A 25,568-nucleotide genomic window follows, 5' to 3' on the forward strand; every position below is an offset into this window, starting at 1 on the left:
GTTTGGCCTCCATAGAAAAGACCGCAGAACATGACGCAGGGCCTGATCCGTATCCGTGGTGCTCGCCAGCACAATCTTCGCAATCTGGACATCGATATCCGTACCGGTGAGCTGACCGTTGTCACCGGCCCCAGCGGCTCGGGCAAGTCCAGTCTGGTGTTCGACACGCTGTACGCCGAAGGTCAGCGCCGCTATGTCGAGACCTTCTCCGCCTATGCGCGCCAGTTCCTCGATCGCATGGACAAGCCGGCCGTGGACAAGGTCGAGGGTGTGCCGCCAGCGATTGCCATCGACCAGACCAATCCGGTGCGCAACTCGCGTTCCACCGTGGGCACGATGACGGAGATCAACGATCACCTCAAGCTGCTGTTTGCGCGCGCGGCCCAGTTGTTCGACAGCAGGACGGCCCTGCCGGTGCGCCACGATACGGCGGACAGCATTTATGCCGAATTGGCCCAGCGCTGCGAGGCCGCGGGCGACCCGCGCATTGCCATCACCTTCCCGGTGGAGCTGCCGGCCAATACCTCGGCCGAAGAGGTGGAGCAATGGCTGTCTGCCAGCGGTTTCACCAAGGTGCAGGCCGAGCGCGAAGTGGAGCGCGCTCACCCGGCAGCTGATGAGGTCGCCAAGGGCAAGAAAAAGGCCAAGCCAGCCCCCGAGAAGATCAAGGTGCTGGATGTGATTGCCGACCGCTTTCGCCTCGGCAAGGCCGAGCGGTCCCGCGCCATGGAGGCGATCGAGGTGGGCCTCAAGCGCGGCAGCGGCAGGCTCACGGTCTATGTGTTGCCTGAAAGCGGTGTCGAGGCGGCCGAGCCCGAGCTGTGGAAGTTCTCGCTGGGTCTGCATTGCCCCGAGAGCAATCTGACCTATCAGGAGCCGATTCCCTCGCTGTTCTCGTTCAACTCCGCGGTGGGTGCCTGCGATGCCTGCCGTGGTTTCGGCCGCGTCATCGGGGTCGACTGGGGACTGGTGATTCCCAATGAAAAGCTCACCTTGCGCACCGGTGTCATCAAGCCGATCCAGACGCCGGCCTGGAAGGAGATTCAGGACGACCTGATGCGCCATTCCGAGGCCGAGGGCATTCCACGCGATACGGCCTGGTCCAAGCTGACCCGGGAGCAGAAGGACTGGGTGATCGAGGGCTCGCCCAACTGGAACGGCAAGTGGAGCCAGACCTGGTATGGCATTCGCCGCTTCTTCGAGTATCTCGAAAGCAAGGCCTACAAGATGCATATCCGGGTGCTGCTGTCCAAGTACCGCAGCTATACCGAATGCCCGACATGCGGAGGTGCGCGTCTCAAGACCGAAAGCCTGCTCTGGCGCATAGGAGGCAAGCAGGCTGCGGATGCCGTGCTGCCGCCCGGCGATGAGAGCGGCAGATACCAGCGCTTCATGCCGCAGGCGGTGGGCTGGAGCCGAGAGCAGCTCGACAGCCTGCCTGGCCTGTGTCTGCACGATCTGATGCGCTTGCCGATCACGCGCCTGCGTGACTTCTTTGCGCGGCTGGCGCCAGACAGCGATGCCGTTAAAAATGATGGTGAAGCCCAGGCATTGAGGATGCTGCATGCAGAAGTCATGACGCGGCTGCAGTATCTGTGCGATGTGGGCATAGGCTATCTCACGCTGGACCGCCAGAGCCGCACGCTGAGCGGTGGCGAGGTGCAGCGCATCAATCTGACCACCGCTTTGGGCACTTCGCTGGTCAATACCTTGTTTGTGCTCGACGAGCCATCGATAGGTCTGCACCCGCGCGATATGGAACGCATCACTGAGGCCATGCAGCGCCTGCGCGATGCGGGCAATACGCTGGTTGTGGTGGAGCATGACCCGGCCGTGATGTTTGCCGCCGACCGCATGATAGACATGGGGCCGGGCCCTGGCGCACGCGGCGGCCAGATCGTGTTCGACGGCACACCCGAGGATCTGCGCAAGGCCGATACCCTCACTGGCGCCTATCTGGGTGGGCGCAAGCAGGTGGGCTTCGGTCTCAAGCGCATGGTGACCGAGAGCACGCCGCGCCTGATTCTCGAAGGCGCACGCGAACACAATCTGCGCGATATCAGCGTGGACTTTCCGCTGCAGCGCCTGGTCACGATCACCGGCGTGTCGGGCTCGGGCAAATCCACGCTGATCCAGGATGTGCTGGTGCCGGCGCTGATGCGCCATTTCGGTAAGCCCACCGATGCGGCGGGCGCGTTCGAGCGCCTGCTGGGCGCGGACCATCTGGCCGATGTGATGTTCGTGGACCAGTCGCCCATCGGCAAGACGGCGCGCTCCAACCCGGTCAGCTATGTGGGCGCCTGGGATGCGATCCGCGAGCTGTTCGCCGTGGCGCCGCTGTCGCGCCAGCGCGGCTACACGGCTGCCAAGTTCAGCTTCAACAGCGGCGACGGCCGCTGCCCGACCTGCGGCGGCTCGGGCTTTGAGCATGTGGAGATGCAGTTCCTCTCGGATGTCTATCTTCGCTGCCCCGACTGCAACGGCACGCGCTATCGCCCCGAGATCCTCGAAGTGAAAATCGAGCGCAACGGCCAGCCGCTGAATGTGGCCGATGTGCTGGAGCTCACTGTGGCCGAAGCCGCGCTGCTGTTTGCGCAGGACCGCGATGTGATCCGCGCTCTGCAACCCATCGTCGATGTGGGTCTGGAATATGTGAAGCTCGGCCAGCCGGTGCCCACGCTGTCGGGAGGCGAGGCACAGCGTCTCAAGCTCGCCGGCTTTCTGGCCGAGGCGGCCAAGGCACAGTCCAAATCCAGGCAGTCGCTGGCCAAGAAAGGCACGCTGTTCCTGTTCGACGAGCCCACGACCGGCCTGCATTTCGAGGACATCGCCAAGCTCATGCGCGCATTGCGCAAGCTGCTGGAAGCGGGCCACTCGCTGATCGTCATCGAGCACAATCTGGATGTGATTCGCGCCAGTGACTGGCTCATCGATCTGGGCCCCGAAGGCGGCGATGGCGGCGGTCTGATAGTGGCCCAGGGCACGCCTGAAGATGTGCGCCATGTGCAAGAGTCGCACACGGCCCAGGCCTTGCGTGAATACGACCTGGCCATGGGCGTGGGCGGCGAGGCGGTGCGCGAAGTTGCGCCCATGCTCTATAAACCAGAGCGCAAAGCCAAGGCTGCACAAGCACTGCATGCCAAGAATGCGATTGAAATCGTCAACGCCAAGGAGCACAACCTCAAGTCGCTGACGGTCGATGTGCCGCGCGGCAAGTTCAATGTGGTGACCGGGGTGTCGGGCTCGGGCAAATCCACGCTGGCTTTCGACATTCTGTTCAACGAAGGCCAGCGCCGCTATCTCGAATCGCTCAATGCCTATGCGCGCTCCATCGTGCAGCCTGCGGGTCGTCCCGAGGTCGATGCGGTCTATGGCATACCGCCCACGGTGGCCATCGAGCAGCGCCTGTCGCGCGGCGGTCGCAAGTCCACGGTGGGCACGACCACCGAGGTCTGGCACTTTCTGCGTCTGCTCTATGTGAAGCTGGGCGTGCAGCACTGCATACACGACGATGCCATCGTCCAGCCGCAGACCGAGGAAAGCATTGCCGCGCAGCTGATGACGAACTTCCGCGGTCAGACCATCGGTCTCTTGAGTCCGCTGGTCGTCAACCGCAAGGGCGTCTATACCGAGCTGGCCGACTGGGCCAGACCCAAGGGCTACACGCATCTGCGCGTGGATGGCGAGTTTCTGCCGACCACGGGCTTTCCGCGCATTGACCGTTTCAAGGAGCACACCATCGAGCTGCCCGTGGCCAGCGTGACGGTGACCGCGGCCAACGAGAAGGAGTTGCGCGACCACCTGCGCCAGGCACTGGAGATCGGCAAGGGCGTGCTGCATGTGCTATCGGGCATCGAGAATCTGGCCGACGCCATGCAGGGCGGCCGGAGCACGGCCGGCATCGGTGCGCTGCAGGTGTTCTCCACCCAGCGCGCCTGCCCGGTCTGCGCCACCAGCTATGCCGAGCTGGACCCGCGCCTGTTCTCCTACAACAGCAAGCATGGCTGGTGTCCCGATTGCGTGGGCACGGGCGTGAAGCTGACCAAGGACCAGCGCAAGGTCTATGACGACACCTTGCTGGCCGACGACAACCGGGGCCGTGAGGTGAAGTTCGAAGGCCAGGAAGTGGAAGACCTGGCTGAAGTCGTTTGTCCCAAATGCCATGGCACACGTCTGAACCCTGTGGCGCGAGCCGTGAAGTTTCACGACGAGGCGATTACCGATATTGCCCAGTTGTCAGTCAGCGATGTGCGCCACTGGATACAGAGCCTGGAGCTCACGGGCCGCGAAGCCGATATTGCGCGCGATCTGATTCCCGAGATCCAGAGCCGTCTCGAATTCCTGGAAGAAGTCGGTCTCAACTATCTGACGCTGGACCGTGGCGCGCCCACGCTGAGCGGGGGCGAGGCCCAGCGCATCCGTCTGGCTGCGCAGCTGGGCAGCAATCTGCAAGGCGTCTGCTATGTGCTGGACGAACCCACCATCGGCCTGCATGCGCGCGACAACCAGATCCTGCTCAATGCCTTGCACAAGCTCGGCGACAAGGGCAACACACTGGTGGTGGTGGAGCACGACGAAGACACGATTCGCCGCGCCGACCATGTGATCGACATCGGCCCCAGCGCTGGCATTCGTGGCGGCCGTCTGGTGGCTGAGGGTACGGTGGATGACATCATGGCGGCCAAGGACTCGGTCACGGGGCGCTATCTGCTGCACGCCATGCGCCATCCCTTCAAGCCGCGTCTATGGGTGGGGGAGGGCGAGCCTCCGGAGCAACCGGCTGCTATCAATGCAGAAGCTGCTGACGCCAGTGATATGGCGGCTCTAGATAAGAAACCATCCAAGACCAAGAAAAAGAAAGCGGTAGCTGCTACTGAAAATGTGGTGCAGCAAGACAGCGACGCCTTGCACTGGCTCACGGTGCTGGGCGCGAATCTGCACAATCTGCAGAGCGTGGACGCCCGCGTTCCGCTCAAGCGCCTGGTGGCCGTGACCGGAGTGTCCGGCTCGGGCAAGTCCACGCTGGCGCGCGATGTGCTGCTGAGCAATGTGGCGGCCTGGGTGCAGCAGCGCTCGACCAAGGCCGGCCGCGATGCCATGGATGCAGGCAAGTCGCCGGCGCTCGTGGGCTGCAAGGGACTCAAGGGTTTCGAGACCATCGATCGCGTGCTCGAAGTCGATCAGACCCCGATCGGCAAGACGCCGCGCTCCTGCCCGGCGACCTATATCGGCTTCTGGGACACGATTCGCAAGCTGTTTGCCGAGACCCTGGAGGCCAAGGCCCGCGGCTATGCGGCTGGCCGCTTCTCGTTCAACACCGGCGAAGGCCGTTGCCCGGCCTGCGAAGGCCAGGGCGTGCGCACCATCGAGATGAGCTTTCTGCCCGATGTGAAAGTGCCTTGCGAAGTCTGCCACGGTGCACGCTTCAACCCTGAGACGCTGGCCGTGAGCTGGCGCGGCAAGAGCATTGGCGATGTGCTGCAGATGGAGGTCGACGAGGCCGTGGAGTTCTTCGCCTCCATGCCTTCGATTGCCCATCCGCTGCAGCTGCTGAAAGACGTGGGCCTGGGCTATCTGACCCTGGGCCAGCCATCGCCCACGCTGTCGGGTGGCGAGGCCCAGCGCATCAAGCTGGTGACCGAGCTGACCAAGGTGCGCGACGATATCGGCCGGCGCGGACAGAAGGCTCCGCACACGCTGTATGTGCTGGACGAGCCCACCGTGGGCCTGCACATGGCCGATGTGGACAAGCTCATCCATGTGCTGCACCGCCTCGTCGATGGCGGCCACAGCGTGGTGGTCATCGAGCATGACCTCGACGTGATTGCCGAGGCGGACTGGATCATCGATCTGGGCCCCGAAGGCGGTAAGGACGGCGGACGCATCGTGGCTACGGGAACCCCCGAGGAGCTGGTGAAGATCGGCACCCACACTGGCAAGGCACTGGCGCCGGTGCTGGCGCGGTAGGAGGCGGCGCGCACCATGTCCTTCTCGCGCAGCAACTTTCCTGCACCGGCGGAGCTGGCAGCCTCGCGTGTCGCGTGGATGGCGCAGATCGCGCGTCCAGCGCTGCCGCCTGCGGTGCAGGCCTGGATGACTTGGGCGCGTGGCTGGAAGGATGCGCTGCCGTGGTTGCAGCTTCCTGCATGGCGTGAAGGCGCGGGCAACTGGCTCGCGATGCAGCGTGCCACCGATGCGGCAGGGCTGTGGTCTCAGACTGGTGAGTACCGCTTCGGTCTGGACCTCAAGGCCAGCACGCCCGGTGATCTGCGCTGGATCGATGGTGCGGTGGCGGATGGCTGGAGCCCGCACTGGCTGGTGCTGAGCCATGGCCTGGATGGCGACCCGCTGATCGGTGACATGAGCCGGCCCGAAGTGCCTGTGCTGTGGAAGTGGCATGACGAGCCGCACCGCGCGGCCAGGCCATTGTTCGCCTCGCTCGAGGAGTTGATGGCGCATGTGCAGGCCAAGGTAGCCAAAGCGCCACTTGTGCCGCGTGAAACGCGCTCTTCCACCATCTTCTACACCGTGCGCCTGCTGGAGCTGGGGCCCGACCCGGCCAGGGTCATGCTGGCGCTCAGGAAAATCTTCACGACGCTGTCTGCGCAGGAGCTGCTGAAACTCAAGACCCGGCTGCCGCTGACGCTGCTCGACGATAGCGTCAGCGTCTTGCAAAAGGACCGCCTGGTGCAGCATTTCGGGGGTCTGGGCGCGCGCGTGGAAGTGAGTGAACGTCGCTTGTAGCGCGCACGCAAGGGCGGCCGATACGGTGCATGCAGCGCGTCCTTCCAAAACACACCTCACCATCATCACACCTCACCCGCGCCATTTCTGCCAAGGCAGGCTCATGGTGTTCATGGGCGGCGGCACCGATTTTTGATCGAAAAAAAGGCCCGCGTGATGCACGCAGGCCTTGTGGTCCAGCACAGTCCGCTTTACTGGAAGCCCAGCGTGTGCGGCAGCCAGGTCGACAGCTCGGGGATGAATGTCAGCAGGCACAGCACGACGAAGTGGGCCAGCAGGAACAGCGGCATCTCGCGCGTCAGATCGGTGATGGACACGCGCGTGGACACGGCGGTCACGAACAGCAGGCCGCCGACCGGCGGCGTGATCATGCCCAGCGTGAGGTTGACGATCACCACCATGGCGAAGTGCGTGGGATCGATGCCCAGGCTGAAGGCGATGGGCGCGAGAATGGGCACCAGAATCATCACGCCGGGCAGCGGCTCCATGAAGATGCCGAAGACCAGCAGCAGAATGTTCACGGCAATCAGGAACATGACGGGCGAGAGTTCCCAGCTCACGATCAGCTCGGACAGATACTGCGGAATGCCTTCCACCGTGAGCACCCAGGCAAATGCTGCCGAGGTCGCCATCACCAGCAGCACCGAGGCCGTGAGCATGGCCGAGCGCGCCAGGATGCCGGGCAGGGCCGACCACTTGAGCGTGCGGTAAACCCATTTGCCGCAGACCAGCGCATAGAACACGGCCACGACGGAGGCTTCCGTGGGCGTGAAGATGCCGAAGCGGATACCGACCACGATGAGCACGATGAGCATCAGCGCCGGGATGGCCTTGAAGCTGGTGCTCCACATCTCGCGCGCCGAGGGGCGCGGCTCGGTGCTGCGGTAGTCGCGCTTCTTGCAGACCCACCAGTTGACGGCCGCCATGGCCAGCGCGATCAGAATGCCGGGAATGAAGCCGGCCATGAACAGGCCGCCCACGGACACGTTCTCATCCTGCAGCGCATAGATGATCATGCTCACCGATGGCGGAATGATGGGGCCGACGATGGCGGTGCTGGCCGTCAGCGCGGCCGCATAGGGGCGGCTGTAGCCGGCCTTGTCCATCATCTTGACCATCATGGAGCCGGGTCCGGCCGCATCGGCCAGGGCCGAGCCGGAGATGCCCGAGAACATGGTCAGCGAAAGCACATTGGCATAGCCCAGGCCGCCGCGCAGGTGACCGACGAACTGGGCGGCAAAGCGCAGCAGCACGGCCGTGAGCGCACCGCCCGACATCAGTTCTGCGGCCAGGATGAAGAAGGGCACGGCCATCAGCGGAAAGCTGTCGATGCCCGTGAACATTTCCTTGAAGACGATCAGCTGTGGATAACGTCCGCCGACAAAGACTGCAAGGGCGGCCGAGATGGCCAGCGCAAACGCCACCGGAAAGCCCAGCGTGAGCAGGACGATGATGGCAACAAATAAAGTGATACCCATGATGTTTCAATCGATCAGTGATTCGTGGCGCAACGCATAAAACTGGCCTGACCCAAGCCAGAGGCAGCGAGCAAGGGCCTGTGCCGGCCGCGCCGCCCCGCGGCGAGGCTGTCGTCCCCCTTCCAGGGGGAAGGCGCGCAGCGACTCAGATTTGTGGCGCAACGCATAAAACTGGCCTGACCCAAGTCAGGGACAGCGAGCAAGGGCCTGTGCCGGCCGCGCCGCCCCACAGCGAGGCTGTCGTCCCCCTTCCAGGGGGAAGGCGCGCAGCGACTCAGGGGGTGTTTCATATAGACGCTGCAGCGTCCGCATCCATTTCATCGGACTCTGCGAAGCTGCCAGCGGTGATGTAGCCGCGTGCGATGAACAGCAGATGGATCAGCATCAGCACAAAGCCCACGGGCATGGCCGCATAGATATAGGAGATCGGGATGTCCGTGGCCGCCGTGGTCTGAAAGCGCGTGGCGTACACATACTGCGAGGAGGTAACGGTCATCACGGCAAAGAAGATCGCCAGAATGAGCACGACAAAGCCGCGCATGGCCTGTGCCTTGCGGGCGCTCACGCTGCGGTGCAGATTGTCGATGGCCACATGGCCGCCAAAGCGCAGCACCAGGCCTGCGCCCAGGAAAGTGACCCAGATCATCATGTGGCGGGCCACTTCTTCGGCCCAGACGATGGAGTCGCCCGTGGTGTAGCGCAGCACCACGTTGGCAAAAACGATGCAGGCCATGGCCAGCAGCAGCAAGATCAGCAGCCAGCGATTGCCGGCCACGAGAATGCGTTCGATACGATCAAGCATAGGAGTGGAGGTGAGCAGGCGCAGCGGCATGGAACGCCGCAGGAGCTGGCTGCATCACAAAGTTGAGAGCTGCTTCATCATCGGCAGGAATTGGCGCAAGTCCATTCGTGCTGACCGCAGCCGGGCAAGGACCGGCCTTGCCCAGAAGGGAGAAAAATGCACGGGCCCGTCTCCGCGGAGGCAGGCCCATGTTGGCAGTGCTTACTTGACGGCAGTAATGGAGTCCAGCGTCTTCTGGCCGAACTTCTTGGCGTATTCCTTGTACGCGGGCTCCAGCGCGGTGCGGAAGGCGGTCTGATCGACCTTCTCCACGACCTTCATGCCGTTGGCCTTGGCTTCTTCCACGCCTTTCTTCTCCACGTTGTCCACAAAGGCGCGCGAAGCCAGTGCGCCCTTCTTGGCGGCTTCCGTGAAGGCGGTCTTCTGGGCCGCGTTCAGCGAACCCCAGAACGAGGGCGACACGATCAGGGCCATGGGGGCGTAGACGTGGGAGGTCAGGGTCAGGTGCTTTTGCACCTGCCACAGTTTGGCGGACACCAGCACGGAGATGGGGTTCTCCTGGCCGTCGATTGTGCCTTGCTGCAGCGCACCGATGACTTCGGGCCAGGACATGGGAGTGGGCGAGGCACCCAGGGTACGGAAGGCCGTGATGTGCACGGGGTTCTCGGTCACGCGGATCTTCAGGCCCTTGAGGTCGGGCACGCCATTGACGGCATGCTTGTTGTTGCTCAGATGGCGAAAGCCCTGCTCGCCCCAGGCCAGCGCGATCAGACCGCGCTTCTGGAACTTGGCCAGCAGTTCCTGACCGAAGGCTCCGTCCATCACGGCACGTGCGTGCTGGGTGTCGCGGAACAGGAAGGGGATGTCCACCACGCCCACATCGGGCACGAAGTTGCTCAGCGCTCCCGTGGAGACGATGGCGGCTTCCACGGTGCCCAGCTGCAGGCCTTCGATCAGCTCACGCTCGCCGCCCAGGGCGGAGGCGGGGAACTGCTTGAACTTGTAGGCACCGTTGGTGCCTTTTTCCACGCCCTCGGCCCAGGCGTTGGCGGCAGCGCCGTAGTGGGAGTTGACGGCCAGCGCATAGCCGATCTTGACTTCCTTGCCCTGGGCAAATGCAGTGCCTGCGCTCAGGGCGGCTGTTGCTGCCACGGCCGTGGCGACGAAGGTGCGGCGAATCATGCGCATGGTGTTGGTCTCTCAGAAATGTTTTGAAATGAATCAAAAATTGTAGTGAGTGCCAACCGTGGGTTTTTACGCATCCGGGGGTCGTCTTGTACGGGTGGATGCATCGTGTTTGGCGATGGATTGGCGTCGAAAAAGGCCTCCGTGCCGGCAAGCACGGAGGCCTTTGAAAATGAGAGCTGCTTGCGCTTGTTGTCAAACGATTTCAGATTGTTTTGATATTGAAATCGTTAAACAAAGAGCGGTTGCAGCTACTATTTTTGCTGAGCCAGCAGCAGCTCTGCGAGCTGAACAAAGCCGTCGCCGCGCTCGGCCGTGGTCACATGGCGCGGCAGATGCCTGAGCTGGGGCACGAAGCGCGCGATATTGGCCACGCCTACGCTGTGGGGCATGTGCTCGAACATCTGCTGGTCGTTGGTCGAGTCGCCGATATACACCCAGCGCGCCAGCGTGGCGTCCAGATCGATGTCGAACAGCTCGCGTGTGATCCAGCGCGCGCCTTCGAGCTTGTTGTGCTCGCCGAACCAGCCGTTGATGTGGATGGAGCTGACGGTGGCATTCATGCCGGCCGCCTTCATGATGGCCACGCATTCATCGATTTGTGCCTGGGGCATGTTCGTGAATTCGCTGTGGTCCACGGCGATATCGCATTCGCGGCCGGCCGAGTCCGTGGCGCGTCTGGCGCCGGGCACGGTGGCCTCGATCTGCTCGAGCACCTGCTGCATGCGGGCAAAGTTGCGGGCGCGCTCGTCGGCAGATTGCTGGTAGAGCTTGTCCAGGCTGCCCTGGGCATTGCGGCGCAGGGCCACGGCACCGTTTTCGGCCACGATGGCGTCCACGGGCCAGGCCGATGCAAAGGGCACGCTCCAGCCCACGGGGCGGCCGGTGATGGGCACGACCTTCAGACCCGCATCCTTGAGGCGCGCAATCGCGGCCACCACATGCTCGGGCACCACGCCGTCGGTGGTCAGCGTGTCGTCGATATCGGTCAGCACGCCCAGCAGCTTGGCAGGTGTCCGCAGTTCAGACAAAGGGCGCAGAAATTCTTGGCTCACAGAAAACTCTCAATGCATTGCAAAGGACGCTTGAACCTGGCGCGGCCCATCGGCGTGACGCCGAGCAAGGGCCGCCCCGCAGCGAGGGCGTCGTCCCCCTCCGGCGAAGCCAGAGAGGGGGAAGGCGCGAAGCGCCTCAGGGGGTGACCACGCTCAATTCGCCGAGCCCAGTGCCAGGCCCGCATGCTCGCGCAGCGGGTGGAAGTGGATCTTGGGGAAGCGCTCCTGCGCCAGGCGCACGTCATAGGGGCTGGTGCACAGATAGGCCAGGGTGTCGGCCGCATCATGCGCCAGACGCATGGGGTAGGCGTTCTCGAACTCGCGCAGCTCGGCGGGCGAGTCGGCCGTGATCCAGCGTGCCCCGGTGTACTGGCAGCCTTCCAGGCGGACGTCGCAGTCGTACTCGGTCTTGAGGCGGTGCTGCACCACTTCGAACTGCAGCTGACCCACGGCGCCCAGCAGCATATTGCCGCCGACATCGGGCTTGAAGACCTGGATCGCGCCTTCCTCGCCCAGCTGCATCAGGCCTTGCTGCAGCTGCTTGGTGCGCAGCGGGTTCTTGAGCACCACGGTCATGAACATTTCGGGTGCGAAGAAGGGCAGGCCGGTGAACTGCAGGCTGGGGCCGTCGGTGATGGAGTCGCCCAGCTGCACGCCGCCGTGAATCGTGAAGCCGATGATGTCGCCCGCATAGGCCTCGTCAACGGCCTCGCGGCGCTGGCTCATGAAGGTCACCACGGATGTGGGGCGCAGCTCCTTGCCGGTGCGCTGCACCTTCATCTTCATGCCGGGCGTGTACTTGCCGCTGGCCACGCGCACGAAGGCGATGCGGTCGCGGTGGTTGGCATCCATGTTCGCCTGTACCTTGAACACCACGCCCGCGAAGGTCTTGTCTTCGGGGTTAATGGTGACTTCTTCGCGCTGGCGGTTCACTTCGGTGAAGGCGACGCGCGGGCCGGGCGGGGGCGACATGTCGACCACGGCGTTCAGCACTTCCATCACACCGAAGTTGTTCACGCCGGAGCCGAAGAACACGGGGGTCAGCTTGCCTTCCAGAAACGCCTGGTGATCCCATTCGGCCGATGCGCCCTGGGCCAGTTCCATGCTCTCGATGGCATCGTCGTAGGCCTGGCCGAAGCGGGCACGCAGCCTGTCGACTTCCGTCAGCGGGATGACTTCGAAGTCTTCGGGGCGCTTCTCGCTGCCGGCGGCAAACACCGTCATGCTCTGTGTCTGCAGATTGATGATGCCGCCGAAGCTCTTGCCCTGGCCCACGGGCCAGGTGATGGGGCAGCAGGGCATGCCCAGCTCGCGCTCGACTTCGTCCATGATGTCCAGCGGGTCGCGCACTTCACGGTCGAACTTGTTGACGAAGGAGATGATGGGGGTGTTGCGCTGGCGGCAGACCTCGATCAGGCGGCGGGTCTGCGATTCCACGCCGTTGGCCGCGTCGATCACCATCAGCGCCGAGTCCACGGCCGTCAGCACGCGGTAGGTATCTTCCGAGAAGTCCTTGTGGCCGGGAGTGTCGAGCAGGTTGATCACATGATCGCGGTAGCTCATCTGCATCACCGACGAGGCCACCGAGATGCCGCGCTGCTTTTCGATTTCCATCCAGTCGGAGGTGGCGTGGCGCGAAGCCTTGCGGCCCTTGACCGCGCCGGCAATCTGGATCGCGCCCGAGAACAGCAGCAGCTTTTCGGTCAGCGTGGTCTTACCCGCGTCCGGGTGGGAGATGATGGCGAACGTACGACGGCGCCGGGTTTCTGGGGCGTATGACACAGTATTGAGAGCTGTAAATACAGCCGGAGAACGCCGGCTGTGACAACAAAAGGTGCGGCGGTCCGTTTGCCGCACCAGGCCCGCACCCATGCAGGGCAGACCTGTGAATAAGTCTTGAGGGCGCTTATTTTAACGGCAGGGCCAATTCATGGAGATGCTCCGGCAAATGCGAGACGGGCGACGCCATTGCCCAAGGCCGCTGGCTCCGGCAACTGGCAGATGCGGAGCACAATAGCGGCCTAGTCTCCGGTCCTTATTTTCCCCTCATGAACAGCGCCCCGCAGGATGTGAACACCTCCTTACCCATCCAGCCTCCAGCCTCTGCCGCCCCGGTATGGATCAAGCGCGGCACGCCCGAGTACCGGCGGGTCAGCGTGGCGCTGTTCCTGGCGGGGTTTGCCACCTTCTCCCTGCTGTACTGCGTGCAGCCGCTGCTGCCCGAGCTGGCCCACAGCTTTGCCGTCAGTCCGGCCCAGAGCGCGCTGGCGCTGTCGGTATCCACCGCCTGCCTGGCCGGCTCCATCGTGCTGGCGGGGGCCTTGTCCGAGGGGCTGGGGCGGCGCAAGCTGATGTTCATCTCCATGGCCCTGGCGGCGCTGTGCAATCTGCTGGCTTCGTTCATGCCGCAGTGGCATGCGCTGCTGGCCGCACGCGCGCTGGAAGGCTTGCTGCTGGGCGGCGTGCCTGCCGTGGCCATGGCCTATCTGTCCGAGGAGATCGACCCGCCCGGCCTGGGCTTTGCCATGGGCCTGTATGTGGGCGGCACGGCGCTGGGCGGCATGCTGGGCCGGGTCGGCATGAGCGCGATGACCGAGTTCTGGGGCTGGCGCCACGCCATGGCTGCGCTTTCGGTGCTTGACCTGCTGGCCGCCCTTGGCTTTGTCTGGCTGCTGCCCAACTCGCGCAACTTCATCAAGAAGACCGGGCTGGGTGCCCGGTATCACCTGCAGGCCTGGGGCCGGCATCTGCGCCACCCGGGCCTGCCGCTGCTGTTTCTGATCGCCTTCGGCCTGATGGGCGTGTTTGTCAGCATCTACAACTATGCCGGCTTTCTGCTCAGCGCATCGCCCTATGGTCTGAGCCAACTGCAGATCAGCCATATCTTCTATGCCTATCTGCTGGGTACGGCGGCGTCGCCGATTGCCGGGGGGCTGGCCGACAGGCTGGGCCGCGGCCCGGTGCTGGTCGCTGGCACTTTGCTGATGGCCGCAGGCGTGGTGCTGACCCTGTTGCAGCCGCTGGCCGTCATCGTGCTCGGCATCGTCCTGCTGACGGCAGGGTTCTTCATCGCGCATTCGGTGGCCAGCGGCTGGGTGGGTCGGCTGGCCACGCAGTCCAAGGGGCACGCATCATCGCTATACCTCTGGGGCTATTACATGGGCTCCAGCGTGCTGGGGGCCGGGGCGGGCTGGTTCTGGTCGCGCTGGGGCTGGACGGGCGTCGGCTCCGTGGCCTTGGCTGTGCTGGCGCTGGTCATCGTGCTGGCCTTGCGCGTTCAGTGGCTGGCCGGGGTTGCGGCCGCGAATCGAGCCGCTTCTTGATGCCGTCTTGATATCGGCAAGGCCAATCTCTACCCGTTCTTGACGGGCGAATTCCTACAGTTCCTCCATCGCAATCAAGCCGCGTGAACGGCTTGTGGGAGGAATGAAATGACCATCACCTGGATTGAGGCCCTGGCCGCCCTGACGGCGCTGGGGCTGTTTGCCTATTTGGGCTATGCGCTGCTGCGCCCCGAGAAATTCTGAAGGGGCCGCCATGCAAGTGCTGCAAGACCTGATTTTTGTGAGCCTGACTGTGGTCTGCTTTGTCGGACTGCTGGGCTTTGTGCGCGCCCTGGCGCGTCTCTGAAAGGGGTGGATCATGTGGTTACCCTGGATGGAATTTGCCGCCGTGCTGATTGCGGCAACCTTGCTGACCATACCCATGGGCCAATGGCTGGCACGCTGCTTTACCAGCGAGCGTCATGGCTGGCTGGAGCGCCTGAGCTACCGGGTCATGGGCGTGAACCCGCAGGAGCGCATGGGCTGGAAACGCTATGGCGCCGCTGTGGTGCTGAGCAATGCGCTGATGATGCTGCTGGGTTATCTGCTGCTGCGCCTGCAGGGCGCACTGCCGCTGAACCCGCTGGATATTGCGGCGCAGGCGCCCGACCTGGCCTTCAACACCGCAGCCTCCTTCATCACCAATACCAACTGGCAGGCCTACTCGGGTGAGAACAGCCTGAGCAATGCGACACAGATGGTGGTCATCACCTTTCTGATGTTTGCCGGTGCCACCACGGGTGTTGCTGCCGGTGCCGGCTTTGTGCGCGGCCTGGCGCGGTCAAGTGCCCAGGATATCGGCAACTTCTGGGTCGACTTCGTGCGCGTATTCTGGCGCGTGCTGCTGCCGCTGTCCTTCATCATGGCCCTGGTCTATGTCTGGCAGGGCATTCCGCAGACTATGCACACCGACGCGGTGGCGACGACGCTCGAAGGCGCCCGGCAGCAACTGCTGATGGGGCCGGTGGCCAGCCTGGAAAGCATCAAGCATCTGGGCACGAATGGCGGTGGCTTCTTCGGCATGAATGCAGCCCACCCCTTTGAGAACCCGACGCCGCTGACCAACCTGCTGCACATCCTCTCGATGCTGCTGATCCCGGCCGGCATGACCTACGCCTTCGGCTCCATGCTGCTGCGGCGCAAGCAGGGCTGGGTGCTGTTTGCTGCCTGCATGGTGATGTTCGTCGGCTTTCTGAGCCTGGTGTTTGTGGCCGAGCAAAACGGCAGCCAGTTGCTGGCGCGCGCCGGAGCCGATCAGCAATACAGCCTGACCCAGAGCGGCGGCAATATGGAGGGCAAGGAGCTGCGCTTCGGCATTGCCGATACAGCCTTGTTCGTGGCTACCACCACCGCGGCCACCACGGGTTCGGTCAATGCCATGCATGATTCGCTGACGCCGCTGGGCTCCATCACGCCGCTGGCGCAGATGATGCTCAACTGCGTCTTCGGCGGCGACGGCGTGGGACTGATCAACCTGATTCAGTACGCCATCCTCACGGTGTTTCTGGCCGGCATGATGATTGGGCGTACCCCTGAATTCCTGGGCAAGAAGATCGAGGTGCGCGAGATCAAGCTGGTCATGCTTGCGGTACTGGTGCCGCCGGCCTGCATTCTGGGCTTCACGGCGCTGGCTGCGCTCTGGCCGGATGCCGCAGCCAGTCTCAACAACCGCGGCCCGCATGGCTTCTCGGAGATTCTCTACGCCTATGCCTCGGCCACGGCCAACAACGGCTCGGCTTTTGCAGGGCTGAATGCCAACACGCCCTTCTTCAACACCACCACGGGCCTGGCCATGCTGGCGGGGCGCTTTCTGACGCTTGTGCCCATGCTGGCCGTGGCTGGCAGCCTGGCTGCCAAGGCCACCGTGCCTCCGGGCCCGGGCACTTTCCCCACGGCCACGCCGTTGTTCATGGGCCTGCTGGTGTTTGTGGTGCTGGTGGTGGGCGGTCTGACCTTTCTGCCGGCGCTGGCTCTGGGGCCCGTGATCGAGCACCTGCAAATGCTTGTGGCTCAGCTGTACGCCTGACGCCTTCTTCCAATTGATGCCAATGCTCTGCAGCCCATGCGCGGCTGCAGAGCAGGGAGCAAATCATGAAAACATCGACTCAAACTCTTTGCGCTTCAGTGCTACCAAGCCATGCACAAGCGCAGCCCGAGGCGCAATCCGCCTCCTGGCCACATCTGCTGGGCAGCAGCGTGCGCGCCGCCCTGCTGGTGATGGTGGTCTCCGGCATTGCCTATCCCTTGCTGACCACGGGTGTGGCGCAGGCACTGTTCCCGCATGCAGCCAATGGCAGCCTGATCGAACGCCAGGGCCGGATCGTGGGCTCTGCCCTGATCGGTCAGCAAATCACCGGGCCGCAGTACTTCCATGGCCGTCCCAGCGCCACAGTCGCTCCCGATCCGAGTCAGGAAGGGGCAAATATTGCGGCTCCCTACAACGCCGGCCTGTCCAGTGCCAGCAACCAGGGGGCAACGCACAAGGACTTGTCCGAAGCCGTGGCGCAGCGTGTCGCACAGTACCGCGCCGATAACGGTCTGGCCGCAGACCTGGCGGTGCCGGTGGATGCGGTCACGGCGTCGGCATCGGGCCTGGACCCGCATATCTCTATGGCCAATGCGCTGCTGCAACTACCGCGTGTGGCGAGGGCGCGAGGGCTCTCGCCAGACCAGGTGCAGCCATTGCTGGCACAGAAAACAGAGCAGCGCACGCTGGGCTTGCTGGGCGAGCCGCGCGTGAATGTGCTGCAGCTCAATTTGGCGCTGGACGCCTTGCAGCCCGCCACCAGCGCAGTGAAGGAGTAAGCCATGAGCACCAAGAAAATGACGGCAGGCCGCAGCCTGCTCGATGCCAAGCTGGTGAAATCGGCTCTGTGGGACGCGGTGCGCAAACTCTCGCCGCGTACGCAGTGGGCCAACCCTGTGATGTTTGTGGTGTATCTGGGTGCGATCCTGAGCACTCTGTTGTGGTGGCAGAGCCTGATGGAGCCGGGCAGCGAGAACAGTGGCTTTGTTCTGGCGATTGCGCTGTGGCTATGGTTCACCGTGCTGTTTGCCAACTTTGCCGAAGCATTGGCCGAGGGCCGCAGCCGCGCCCAGGCCGCCAGCCTGCGCGGCATGAAGCGCGATACGGTGGCCAAGCTGCTGCAACAACCGCATTTCGGCAGCTCATGGATTCCCATGCGCGCCAGCGAACTGCGCAAGGGCGTGGTCATCTTCGTGGAAGCCGGCGACACGATTGCGCTTGACGGCACGGTGATAGAAGGCGTTGCTTCGGTGGACGAAAGCGCGATCACCGGCGAATCAGCACCCGTGATCCGCGAGGCCGGAGGCGACTTCTCGTCGGTGACCGGCGGCACGCGCGTGCTGTCGGACTGGCTGGTGGTGGAAGTCACGGTCAATCCTGGCGAGTCGTTTCTGGATCGCATGATCTCCATGGTCGAATCGGCCAAGCGCCAGAAGACACCCAATGAGCTGGCGTTGACGATTTTGCTCGTGGGGCTGACGCTGGTCTTTTTGCTGGTCATCGTCACGCTGTGGCCCTTCTCGGCCTTTGCGGTGTCACAGGCCGGAACGGGCTCGGTGGTCGGTATTGCCGTGCTGATTGCGCTGCTGGTCTGCCTGATTCCGACCACGATTGGCGGCCTGCTGTCGGCCATCGGTGTGGCCGGCATGAGCCGCATGATGCAGGCCAATGTCATTGCGACTTCGGGCCGGGCCGTTGAGGCTGCCGGCGATGTGGACGTGCTGCTGCTGGACAAGACCGGCACCATTACCCTGGGCAACCGCCAGGCCTGCGAGTTTCTGCCGGCCCCCGGAACGAGCGCCGCGCAGCTGGCCGAAGCCGCACAGCTCTCGTCTCTGGCAGATGAAACACCTGAAGGCCGCAGCGTGGTGGCTCTGGCCAAGGAGCGCCATGGCCTGCCCGATCGCAGCAGTGCGGATTTTCCGGGCGAGTTCGTACCCTTTACCGCTCAGACGCGTATGAGCGGGGTGGATCTGCAGAGCCCGCAAGGCTTGCGCAGCTTGCGCAAGGGCGCCGCCGATGCCGTGCGCCGACATGTCGAGGCGCTGGGAGGCAGCTTCCCGGCTCAGGTACAACTGTCCGTGGACAACGTCTCGCGCAAGGGCAGCACGCCTTTGGTGGTGGCCGATGGCGCCAAGGTTCTGGGCGTGATCGAACTCAAGGACATCGTCAAGCCGGGCATGCGCGAGCGCTTTGCCGAGCTGCGCCGCATGGGCATAAAGACGGTGATGGTGACGGGCGACAACCCGCTGACGGCTGCCGCCATTGCCGCAGAGGCAGGGGTGGATGATTACCTGGCCGAAGCCAGGCCCGAAGACAAGCTGCAGCTGATCCGCTCGCACCAGGCGGCGGGCCGCCTGGTGGCCATGACGGGGGACGGCACCAACGATGCTCCGGCCCTGGCCCAGGCCGATGTGGCCGTGGCCATGAACAGCGGCACCCAGGCTGCCAAAGAGGCCGGCAATATGGTGGACCTGGACTCCAACCCCACCAAGCTGATCGAGGTGGTGGAAACCGGCAAGCAGATGCTGATGACGCGCGGCGCGTTGACCACCTTCAGCATTGCCAATGATGTGGCCAAGTATTTCGCCATCATTCCGGCCGCCTTTGTGGGCACTTATCCGCAACTGGCCTCGCTCAACGTGATGCAGCTGCACAGCGCCGATTCCGCCATCTTGAGCGCCGTGATCTTCAACGCACTGATCATCATCGCCCTGGTGCCGCTGGCCTTGCGTGGTGTGCAGTATCGCGCCGTGGGTGCGGCCCTGCTGCTGCGCCGAAACCTGCTGATCTACGGCCTGGGCGGGCTGATCGTGCCGTTTGTTGGCATCAAGCTCATCGACATGCTGCTGGCCGTTCTGGGCCTCGTCTAAGTCATATCCAGGCCTTGCTTTCTCGTTTCTCGGGCTTGTCCGCGTTCCCTGTGGACGCGGCAAGTCTGATCTGTTTGCTTCACCATCATGCGTCTCTCTCATCCCCAAAAACCATTTCACGCCTCGCGCTCCTGGGTCATCGGCTCTGCGTTGCTGATGATTGCCTTGAGCTGTGCAAAGCCCTCTGCTGCCGAGGAAACAAAAGCGCAATCTGCTTCTGAAAGCTCAGCCACTGCGCAGGCCGACAGCAGGTCTTCCCTGACCGGCTCGCTGAGCCTGATCAGTGACTACCGCTTTCGCGGCATCTCGCAGACCTGGCAAGGTGCGGCCGTGCAGGGCGCAGTGGAACTGGCCTTGCCCAAGGGCTTTTATCTGGGCACGTCGCTGTCCAATGTCTCTACCAGCAGCTACGGCCGGGGCCAGGGGCTGGAGCACGATATCTATGGTGGCTGGCGCTGCGAGCTCGTGCCTGACTGGTTGCTGGATGCCGGGCTTTTGCAGTACCGCTATCCCGGCGCACGCCTGGGCGCAAGCGATGGCAGCAGCAAACGCTTTGACACCACCGAGCTCTATCTGGGAGCGACTCATGGTGGTCTGAGCATCAAATGGTCCGTGGCACTGACGCCTTATTTCGGCCTGGGCGAGAGTACCGCCGACTCGGCGTTCGCCACTGCGCTGCAGCCGGCAGGCAGCAGCCGCGGCAGCCAGTATCTGGATCTGAACTATCAGCATCCGCTGGGCGATCTCGCCACCTTGGGCCTGCATGGCGGCTATACCTGGGTGCGCAATTACAGCGATGTTTCCTATGCCGACTGGCGCATCTCGCTATCCAGGGCCTGGGGCCCATGGACAGCATCGCTTGCGTATGCGGGTACCTCGGCCGATGCCCGCTACTACAGCGCCGTCAACAGTCGTGGCCAATGGCGTGATCTGGCACGCAGCGGCTGGCTGCTGGGCCTGAGTGCCGGGTTCTGAGCGGACTTGAGTGATACGCTGATCGCCTGATGCCTTCATCCACACCATCATCCGCAGCGCAGCGCCCCGACCCCGACGCGCTGGTCGCTCAACTGCAGGCAGATCGGCAGCGCGCCCATCTCGGCAAGCTGCGCATCTACTTTGGCTCCAATGCCGGAGTGGGCAAGACCTATTCCATGCTGGCGGCTGCGCAGCGCGAGCGGCAGGCCGGGCGCAAGGTTCTGGTGGGGCTGGTGGAGACGCATGGCCGTGCCGAGACCGAGCAGCAGCTGCACGACCTGGAGCTGCTGCCGCGGCGCACGCTGGTCTACCAGGGCAGGCAACTGGACGAGTTCGATCTGGATGCAGCTCTGGCACGCCGCCCGGAGGTGCTGCTGCTCGACGAGCTGGCACACAGCAATGTGAGCGGCTCGCGCCATCCCAAGCGCTGGCAGGATGTGCAGGAGCTGCTGGAGGCGGGTATCGAGGTGTGGACCACGCTCAACGTTCAGCATCTGGAAAGCCTGAACGATGTGGTGGGCGGCATTGTGGGCATACAGGTCCATGAGACCGTGCCCGACCATATCTTTGACGATGCCGATGAGGTCATCGTGGTCGACATCCCGCCCGAGGAGTTGCTCAAGCGCCTCAAGTCGGGCAAGGTCTACCCGCTGGAGCAGGCCGAGCGGGCCTCGCGCAATTTCTTTCGCCAGGGCAATTTGCTGGCGCTGCGCGAGCTGGCCTTGCGCCGCACGGCCGATCGTGTCGATGAGGACATGCGTGACTACCGCCGCGAGCGCTCCATCGGCGATGTCTGGCCCACGCGCGAGCGCCTGCTGGTGGGCGTGGGCGGCCGCGCAGGTGACGATGCCCTGGTGCGCCAGGTGGCGCGCCTGGCGAGAAGGCTGGAGGCCGACTGGGTGGTGGTCTATGTGGATGCGCCGGAGCGCCAGCATAGGCCTCGGGCAGCGCAGGAGGCCGTGCTCAAGACCCTGGCGCTGGCGGCGCGTCTGGGCGCGGAAACGGCCACCATCCCCGGTGCCCATGTGGCCCAGGCTCTGGTGGACTTTGCGCGTGAGCGCAATGCCAGTCATCTGGTGCTGGCGCGTGTGCATGAACCTTTGAGCCGCTGGCTGCGCTGGCGTGCCTCCAGCCTGTCCGAACAGATCGCTGCGCTGGATCCCGGCCTGGACGTGCTGCTGCTGTCCGTCAAGCAAAGCAAGAACGAGAGCACCTTGCGATTGCCGGCGGCGCGTGAAAAGAACATTCCGTGGAAGGGCTATGCGGGTGTGACCCTGGCTTGCCTGGCCGCTACAGCGGTGGCGGAGCTGCTGCTGCGAGTGTTCGACCCTGCCAATGTGGTCATGCTTTTCCTGCTGGTGGTGGTGCTGTCCGCCGTGCGCTGGGGACGCGGCCCCGGAGCATGGGCGGCCCTGCTGTCAGTGCTGCTGTTCGATTTCTACTTTGTGCCGCCGCGCAACTCTTTTAGCGTCAACGATACGCAATACCTGTTCACCTTCAGCCTGATGCTGGGTGTGGCACTGGTCTGCGGCCAGCTGACGGCGCGGCTGCGCCACGAGGCACGCGTGGCCGCAGAGCGCGAAAGGCGGGCCGGCGCGCTGGCCAGGCTGGCGCGTGACCTGTCGGGTGCGCTGACGCAGGAGCAGGTCACGCAGATCGCACTGACTACGATTTCAGGCGTTTTCGATGCCCAGACTGGGCTGCTTGTTCCCGATGCCGATGAGCGCCTGCAGCTGGCGCCTGGCAGCGAAGCTCAGATCGACACCAGCGTGGGTCGCTGGAGCATGGAGCATGGCCAGATGGCCGGCCATGGAACCGATACCCTGGCAGCTGCGCCGGCACTTTATGTGCCGCTGATGGCGCCCGTGCGCTCGCGTGGCGTGCTGGTACTGCAGTTGCGTGTGCCGCAACGATTGCGAGTGCCCGAGGAGCGCCGTCTGCTTGAAGCCTGTGCCAGCCAGATTGCCCTGGCATTGGAGCGTGTGCATTTTGTGGAGGTGGCGCAGCAGACCCAGATCGCCATGGAGGGCGAACGCATGCGCAACACCTTGCTCTCGGCCGTCTCGCATGATCTGCGCACGCCGCTGACGGGCATCCTGGGCGCGGCCCAGGCGGCCTTGCCCCATGCGCCGCAGGGGCCGGCGCATCACATGCTGGTGCAGATTCGCAATCAAGCACAGGCGCTGCAGCAACTGGTGGACAACCTGCTGGCCATGGCGCGCCTGCAGCAAGGCGGCGTGCAGCTCAAGCGTGAATGGCTGCCGGTGGACGAACTGGTGGGCAGCGCGCTGGCGCAGATGCGCGAGCGACTGGCCGCTCATGCGCTGCAGACCTCGCTGCCGGCCGATCTGCCTTTGCTGCAGCTCGATGCCGTGCTGATGGAGCGTGTGCTGGTCAATCTGCTGGACAACGCCATCAAGTACACGCCCGAAGGCACGACGATCACCGTGGCAGCCAGCGTGGCCGATGGCGACTGCGTGCTGAGCGTGCAGGACGCGGGGCCGGGTCTGCCCGGGCATCTGTCGGCTGAGCAACTGTTCGAGCCGTTCACGCGTGGGCAGGCGGAGAGTGCCGTGTTCGGCATGGGGCTCGGACTGGCTCTGGCTCAGCGGATTGTGCAAGCCCATGGCGGCAGATTGCGGGTTGCACAGGCAGAGCCCGGTCCGGGCACCGTCTTCAGCGTACACCTGCCCGTGCCCGAGCAGCCGGCGATGGACGAATGAGCCGACAATCCCGTGCATCACATGCAAATCCGAACATGACAAGCGCCGCACCCCGCATTTTGCTGATTGAAGACGACGCCAGCATCCGCCGCTTTGTGCGCCTGGCACTGGAGGACGAAGGCTGGCAGGTGTTCGAGTCAGAAACCGCCAGGCGCGGCCTGATCGAGGCCGCCAGCCGCCAGCCCGACGCCGTGGTGCTGGACCTGGGCCTGCCCGATGCGGATGGCAAGACCGTGATTGCCGAGCTGCGCGCCTGGAGCCAGCTGCCGATTCTGATCCTGTCCGCGCGCGAGCGGGAAGAGGACAAGGTGGCGGCGCTGGACGCCGGGGCCGATGACTACCTGACCAAGCCCTTTGGCGTGCCCGAGCTGCTGGCCAGGCTGCGCGTGATGCTGCGTCGCCGCCAGCAGGCATCGGCGGCAGACAAGCCCGGCAGCTGTGCGCGTTTCGGCGCGGTGGTGGTGGATCTGGCGGCGCACGATGTCAGGCGCGACGGAGTGGCCGTGCACCTGACGCCCATAGAGTTCCGCCTGCTGGCGGCCCTGATTGCCGGCCATGGCAAGGTGCTGACGCATCGCCAGTTGCTGCTGCAGGTCTGGGGCGCTGAATATCTGGACCGCCCCCACTATCTGCGCGTGCACATGGCCAACCTGCGCCAGAAGATAGAGCTCGATCCGGCCCAGCCCCGGCATCTGGTAACCGAGTTGCAAGTCGGTTATCGCTTGGTGGGCCTGGAAGGCTGATTCCTTTATAATCGCCGTCCATCCGAGGAGCGTTGCAGCGTTCCCCCGGCCAGCCATGAGCTGGTCTGCGCGGGGCGTGAGGCTCGGATTTCATCCCGCAACGACGCTCGCCCACGCTTTCTGTGCGGTGAGCCGGTTTATTCCCCCTCTGCTGCAGAACGTGGTTTTTCATTCAAGATTTGGAGAAAACCATGAACGCTGCCGTGCGCTTCAACCCCGCTGATTCGGCCATTACCGATATTTCCCTGGCTGCCTGGGGTCGCAAGGAAATCAGGATCGCCGAAACCGAAATGCCCGGTCTGATGGCTGTGCGTGAAGAGTTCGCCGCTGCCCAGCCCCTGAAGGGCGCGCGCATCACGGGCTCGCTGCACATGACCATCCAGACCGCCGTGCTGATCGAGACGCTGACGGCACTGGGCGCACAAGTGCGCTGGGCCTCGTGCAACATCTTCTCGACCCAGGACCACGCAGCTGCCGCCATCGCCGAAACCGGCGTGCCTGTCTACGCCATCAAGGGCGAGTCGCTGGAAGACTACTGGAACTACACCCACTCCATCTTTGAATTCGGCGCTGCCGGCACCGAAGGCGAAGGCCCCAACATGATCCTGGACGACGGCGGCGACGCCACCATGCTCATGCACCTGGGCAAGCGCGCCGAGAAGGACCTGTCCGTGCTGGCCAACCCCGGTTCGGAAGAAGAGCGCATCGTCTTCGCCGCCATCAAGGCCAAGCTGGCCGTGGATCCCACCTGGTACAGCCGCAAGTCGGCCCAGATCATGGGCGTGACCGAAGAGACCACCACCGGCGTGCACCGCCTCAACGAAATGTCGGCCAAGGGCACGCTGCTGTTCCGCGCCATCAACGTCAACGACTCGGTGACCAAGTCCAAGTTCGACAACCTCTACGGCTGCCGCGAATCGCTGGTGGACGGCATCAAGCGCGCCACCGACGTGATGATCGCCGGCAAGGTGGCCTGCGTGGCCGGCTACGGCGACGTGGGCAAGGGCTCGGCCCAGGCTCTGCGCGCGCTGTCGGCCCAGGTCTGGGTGACCGAGATCGACCCCATCAACGCCCTGCAGGCCGCCATGGAAGGCTATCGTGTCGTGACCATGGAATACGCTGCCGACAAGGCCGATATCTTCGTGACCACCACCGGCAACAAGGACATCATCCGCCACGAGCACATGGTTGCCATGAAGGACCAGGCCATCGTCTGCAACATCGGTCACTTCGACAACGAAATCGATGTGGCTTCGATCGAGAAGTACAAGTGGGAAGAAGTGAAGCCCCAGGTGGACCAGATCGAGTTCCCCGACGGCAAGAAGATCACCCTGCTGGCCAAGGGCCGCCTGGTGAACCTGGGCTGCGCCACCGGCCACCCCAGCTTTGTGATGTCCAACTCGTTTGCCAACCAGACTCTGGCGCAGATCGAGCTGTTCACCCGCCCCGACGCCTACGAAGTGGGCAAGGTCTATGTGCTGCCCAAGATCCTGGACGAAAAGGTCGCCCGCCTGCACCTGAAGAAGGTCGGCGCCATGCTGACCGAACTGAGCGACGAGCAGGCCGCTTATATCGGCGTGAGCAAGCAAGGCCCTTACAAGCCTGAAACGTATCGCTATTAACCCCCCCTTAGGCGCTTTG

At 64.0% G+C, this 25,568-nt stretch carries 16 protein-coding genes and 1 riboswitch; of the genes, 11 read left to right on the plus strand and 5 right to left on the minus strand.

The window, feature by feature from the left end; genetic code table 11:
- Positions 1-30: 30 nt before the first annotated feature.
- Both uvrA and MPZ60_RS02690 read left to right on the plus strand, forming a co-directional pair.
- Positions 31-5,967: an excinuclease ABC subunit UvrA gene (gene uvrA / locus MPZ60_RS02685; RefSeq protein WP_242881932.1), complete on the plus strand. Its 5,937-nt coding sequence runs from the start codon at positions 31-33 to the stop codon at positions 5,965-5,967.
- A 15-nt stretch (positions 5,968-5,982) separates the two neighbouring features.
- Positions 5,983-6,744 carry a hypothetical protein gene (locus MPZ60_RS02690; RefSeq protein ID WP_034357167.1) on the plus strand — a complete coding sequence of 254 codons (762 nt, stop codon included), beginning with the start codon at positions 5,983-5,985 and terminating at the stop codon, positions 6,742-6,744.
- A 191-nt stretch (positions 6,745-6,935) separates the two neighbouring features.
- Here MPZ60_RS02690 and MPZ60_RS02695 read toward each other — a convergent pair whose 3' ends face one another.
- The 5 genes from MPZ60_RS02695 to MPZ60_RS02715 form a co-directional block, all read right to left on the minus strand.
- Complete coding sequence (locus MPZ60_RS02695) at positions 6,936-8,222, minus strand: TRAP transporter large permease (protein ID WP_034357169.1); 1,287 nt, start codon at positions 8,220-8,222, stop codon at positions 6,936-6,938.
- Positions 8,223-8,508: 286 nt separating this feature from the next.
- Positions 8,509-9,024 carry a TRAP transporter small permease gene (locus MPZ60_RS02700; protein ID WP_034357664.1) on the minus strand — a complete coding sequence of 172 codons (516 nt, stop codon included), beginning with the start codon at positions 9,022-9,024 and terminating at the stop codon, positions 8,509-8,511.
- A gap of 201 nt (positions 9,025-9,225) precedes the next feature.
- Positions 9,226-10,212, minus strand: coding sequence for a TRAP transporter substrate-binding protein (locus MPZ60_RS02705; RefSeq protein ID WP_034357170.1), 987 nt, complete (start codon positions 10,210-10,212; stop codon positions 9,226-9,228).
- A gap of 251 nt (positions 10,213-10,463) precedes the next feature.
- Positions 10,464-11,264, minus strand: coding sequence for an HAD-IIB family hydrolase (locus MPZ60_RS02710; RefSeq protein WP_034357171.1), 801 nt, complete (start codon positions 11,262-11,264; stop codon positions 10,464-10,466).
- Positions 11,265-11,417: 153 nt separating this feature from the next.
- Complete coding sequence (locus MPZ60_RS02715) at positions 11,418-13,046, minus strand: peptide chain release factor 3 (RefSeq protein WP_034357174.1); 1,629 nt, start codon at positions 13,044-13,046, stop codon at positions 11,418-11,420.
- Between the two features lie 266 nt (positions 13,047-13,312).
- On the opposite strand from MPZ60_RS02715, the gene MPZ60_RS02720 reads away from it, so the two are divergent.
- The 9 genes from MPZ60_RS02720 to ahcY all read left to right on the plus strand — a co-directional run bounded on the left by MPZ60_RS02720 (position 13,313) and on the right by ahcY (position 25,549).
- Positions 13,313-14,587, plus strand: a complete 1,275-nt coding sequence (locus MPZ60_RS02720; protein ID WP_034357176.1) for an MFS transporter — start codon at positions 13,313-13,315, stop codon at positions 14,585-14,587.
- 108 nt (positions 14,588-14,695) lie between these two features.
- On the plus strand, positions 14,696-14,791 hold the full coding sequence (gene kdpF / locus MPZ60_RS02725; RefSeq protein WP_003061706.1) for a K(+)-transporting ATPase subunit F: 96 nt from the start codon (positions 14,696-14,698) through the stop codon (positions 14,789-14,791).
- A gap of 115 nt (positions 14,792-14,906) precedes the next feature.
- A complete protein-coding gene (gene kdpA / locus MPZ60_RS02730; protein ID WP_034357178.1) occupies positions 14,907-16,613 on the plus strand; it encodes a potassium-transporting ATPase subunit KdpA in 1,707 nt (568 codons plus the stop codon).
- A 65-nt stretch (positions 16,614-16,678) separates the two neighbouring features.
- Complete coding sequence (gene kdpC / locus MPZ60_RS02735; protein ID WP_034357183.1) at positions 16,679-17,392, plus strand: K(+)-transporting ATPase subunit C; 714 nt, start codon at positions 16,679-16,681, stop codon at positions 17,390-17,392.
- A 3-nt stretch (positions 17,393-17,395) separates the two neighbouring features.
- On the plus strand, positions 17,396-19,486 hold the full coding sequence (gene kdpB / locus MPZ60_RS02740) for a potassium-transporting ATPase subunit KdpB (RefSeq protein WP_034357185.1): 2,091 nt from the start codon (positions 17,396-17,398) through the stop codon (positions 19,484-19,486).
- A gap of 87 nt (positions 19,487-19,573) precedes the next feature.
- On the plus strand, positions 19,574-20,461 hold the full coding sequence (locus tag MPZ60_RS02745; protein ID WP_034357187.1) for a TorF family putative porin: 888 nt from the start codon (positions 19,574-19,576) through the stop codon (positions 20,459-20,461).
- Between the two features lie 29 nt (positions 20,462-20,490).
- A complete protein-coding gene (locus tag MPZ60_RS02750) occupies positions 20,491-23,184 on the plus strand; it encodes a sensor histidine kinase KdpD (protein ID WP_034357189.1) in 2,694 nt (897 codons plus the stop codon).
- Between the two features lie 35 nt (positions 23,185-23,219).
- Positions 23,220-23,927 (plus strand): response regulator, encoded by a 708-nt coding sequence (locus tag MPZ60_RS02755; RefSeq protein ID WP_012836924.1) that lies wholly within the window; start codon positions 23,220-23,222, stop codon positions 23,925-23,927.
- Positions 23,928-23,945: 18 nt separating this feature from the next.
- Positions 23,946-24,043, plus strand: a riboswitch (S-adenosyl-L-homocysteine riboswitch).
- Positions 24,044-24,118: 75 nt separating this feature from the next.
- Entirely contained in the window at positions 24,119-25,549 is a 1,431-nt protein-coding gene (ahcY, locus tag MPZ60_RS02760; RefSeq protein ID WP_003061721.1) for an adenosylhomocysteinase, read from the plus strand.
- The last annotated feature ends 19 nt before the right edge of the window (positions 25,550-25,568 follow it).

It is taken from the genome of Comamonas sp. 7D-2, from assembly GCF_022749555.1.
Taxonomy (GTDB): domain Bacteria; phylum Pseudomonadota; class Gammaproteobacteria; order Burkholderiales; family Burkholderiaceae_C; genus Comamonas; species Comamonas thiooxydans.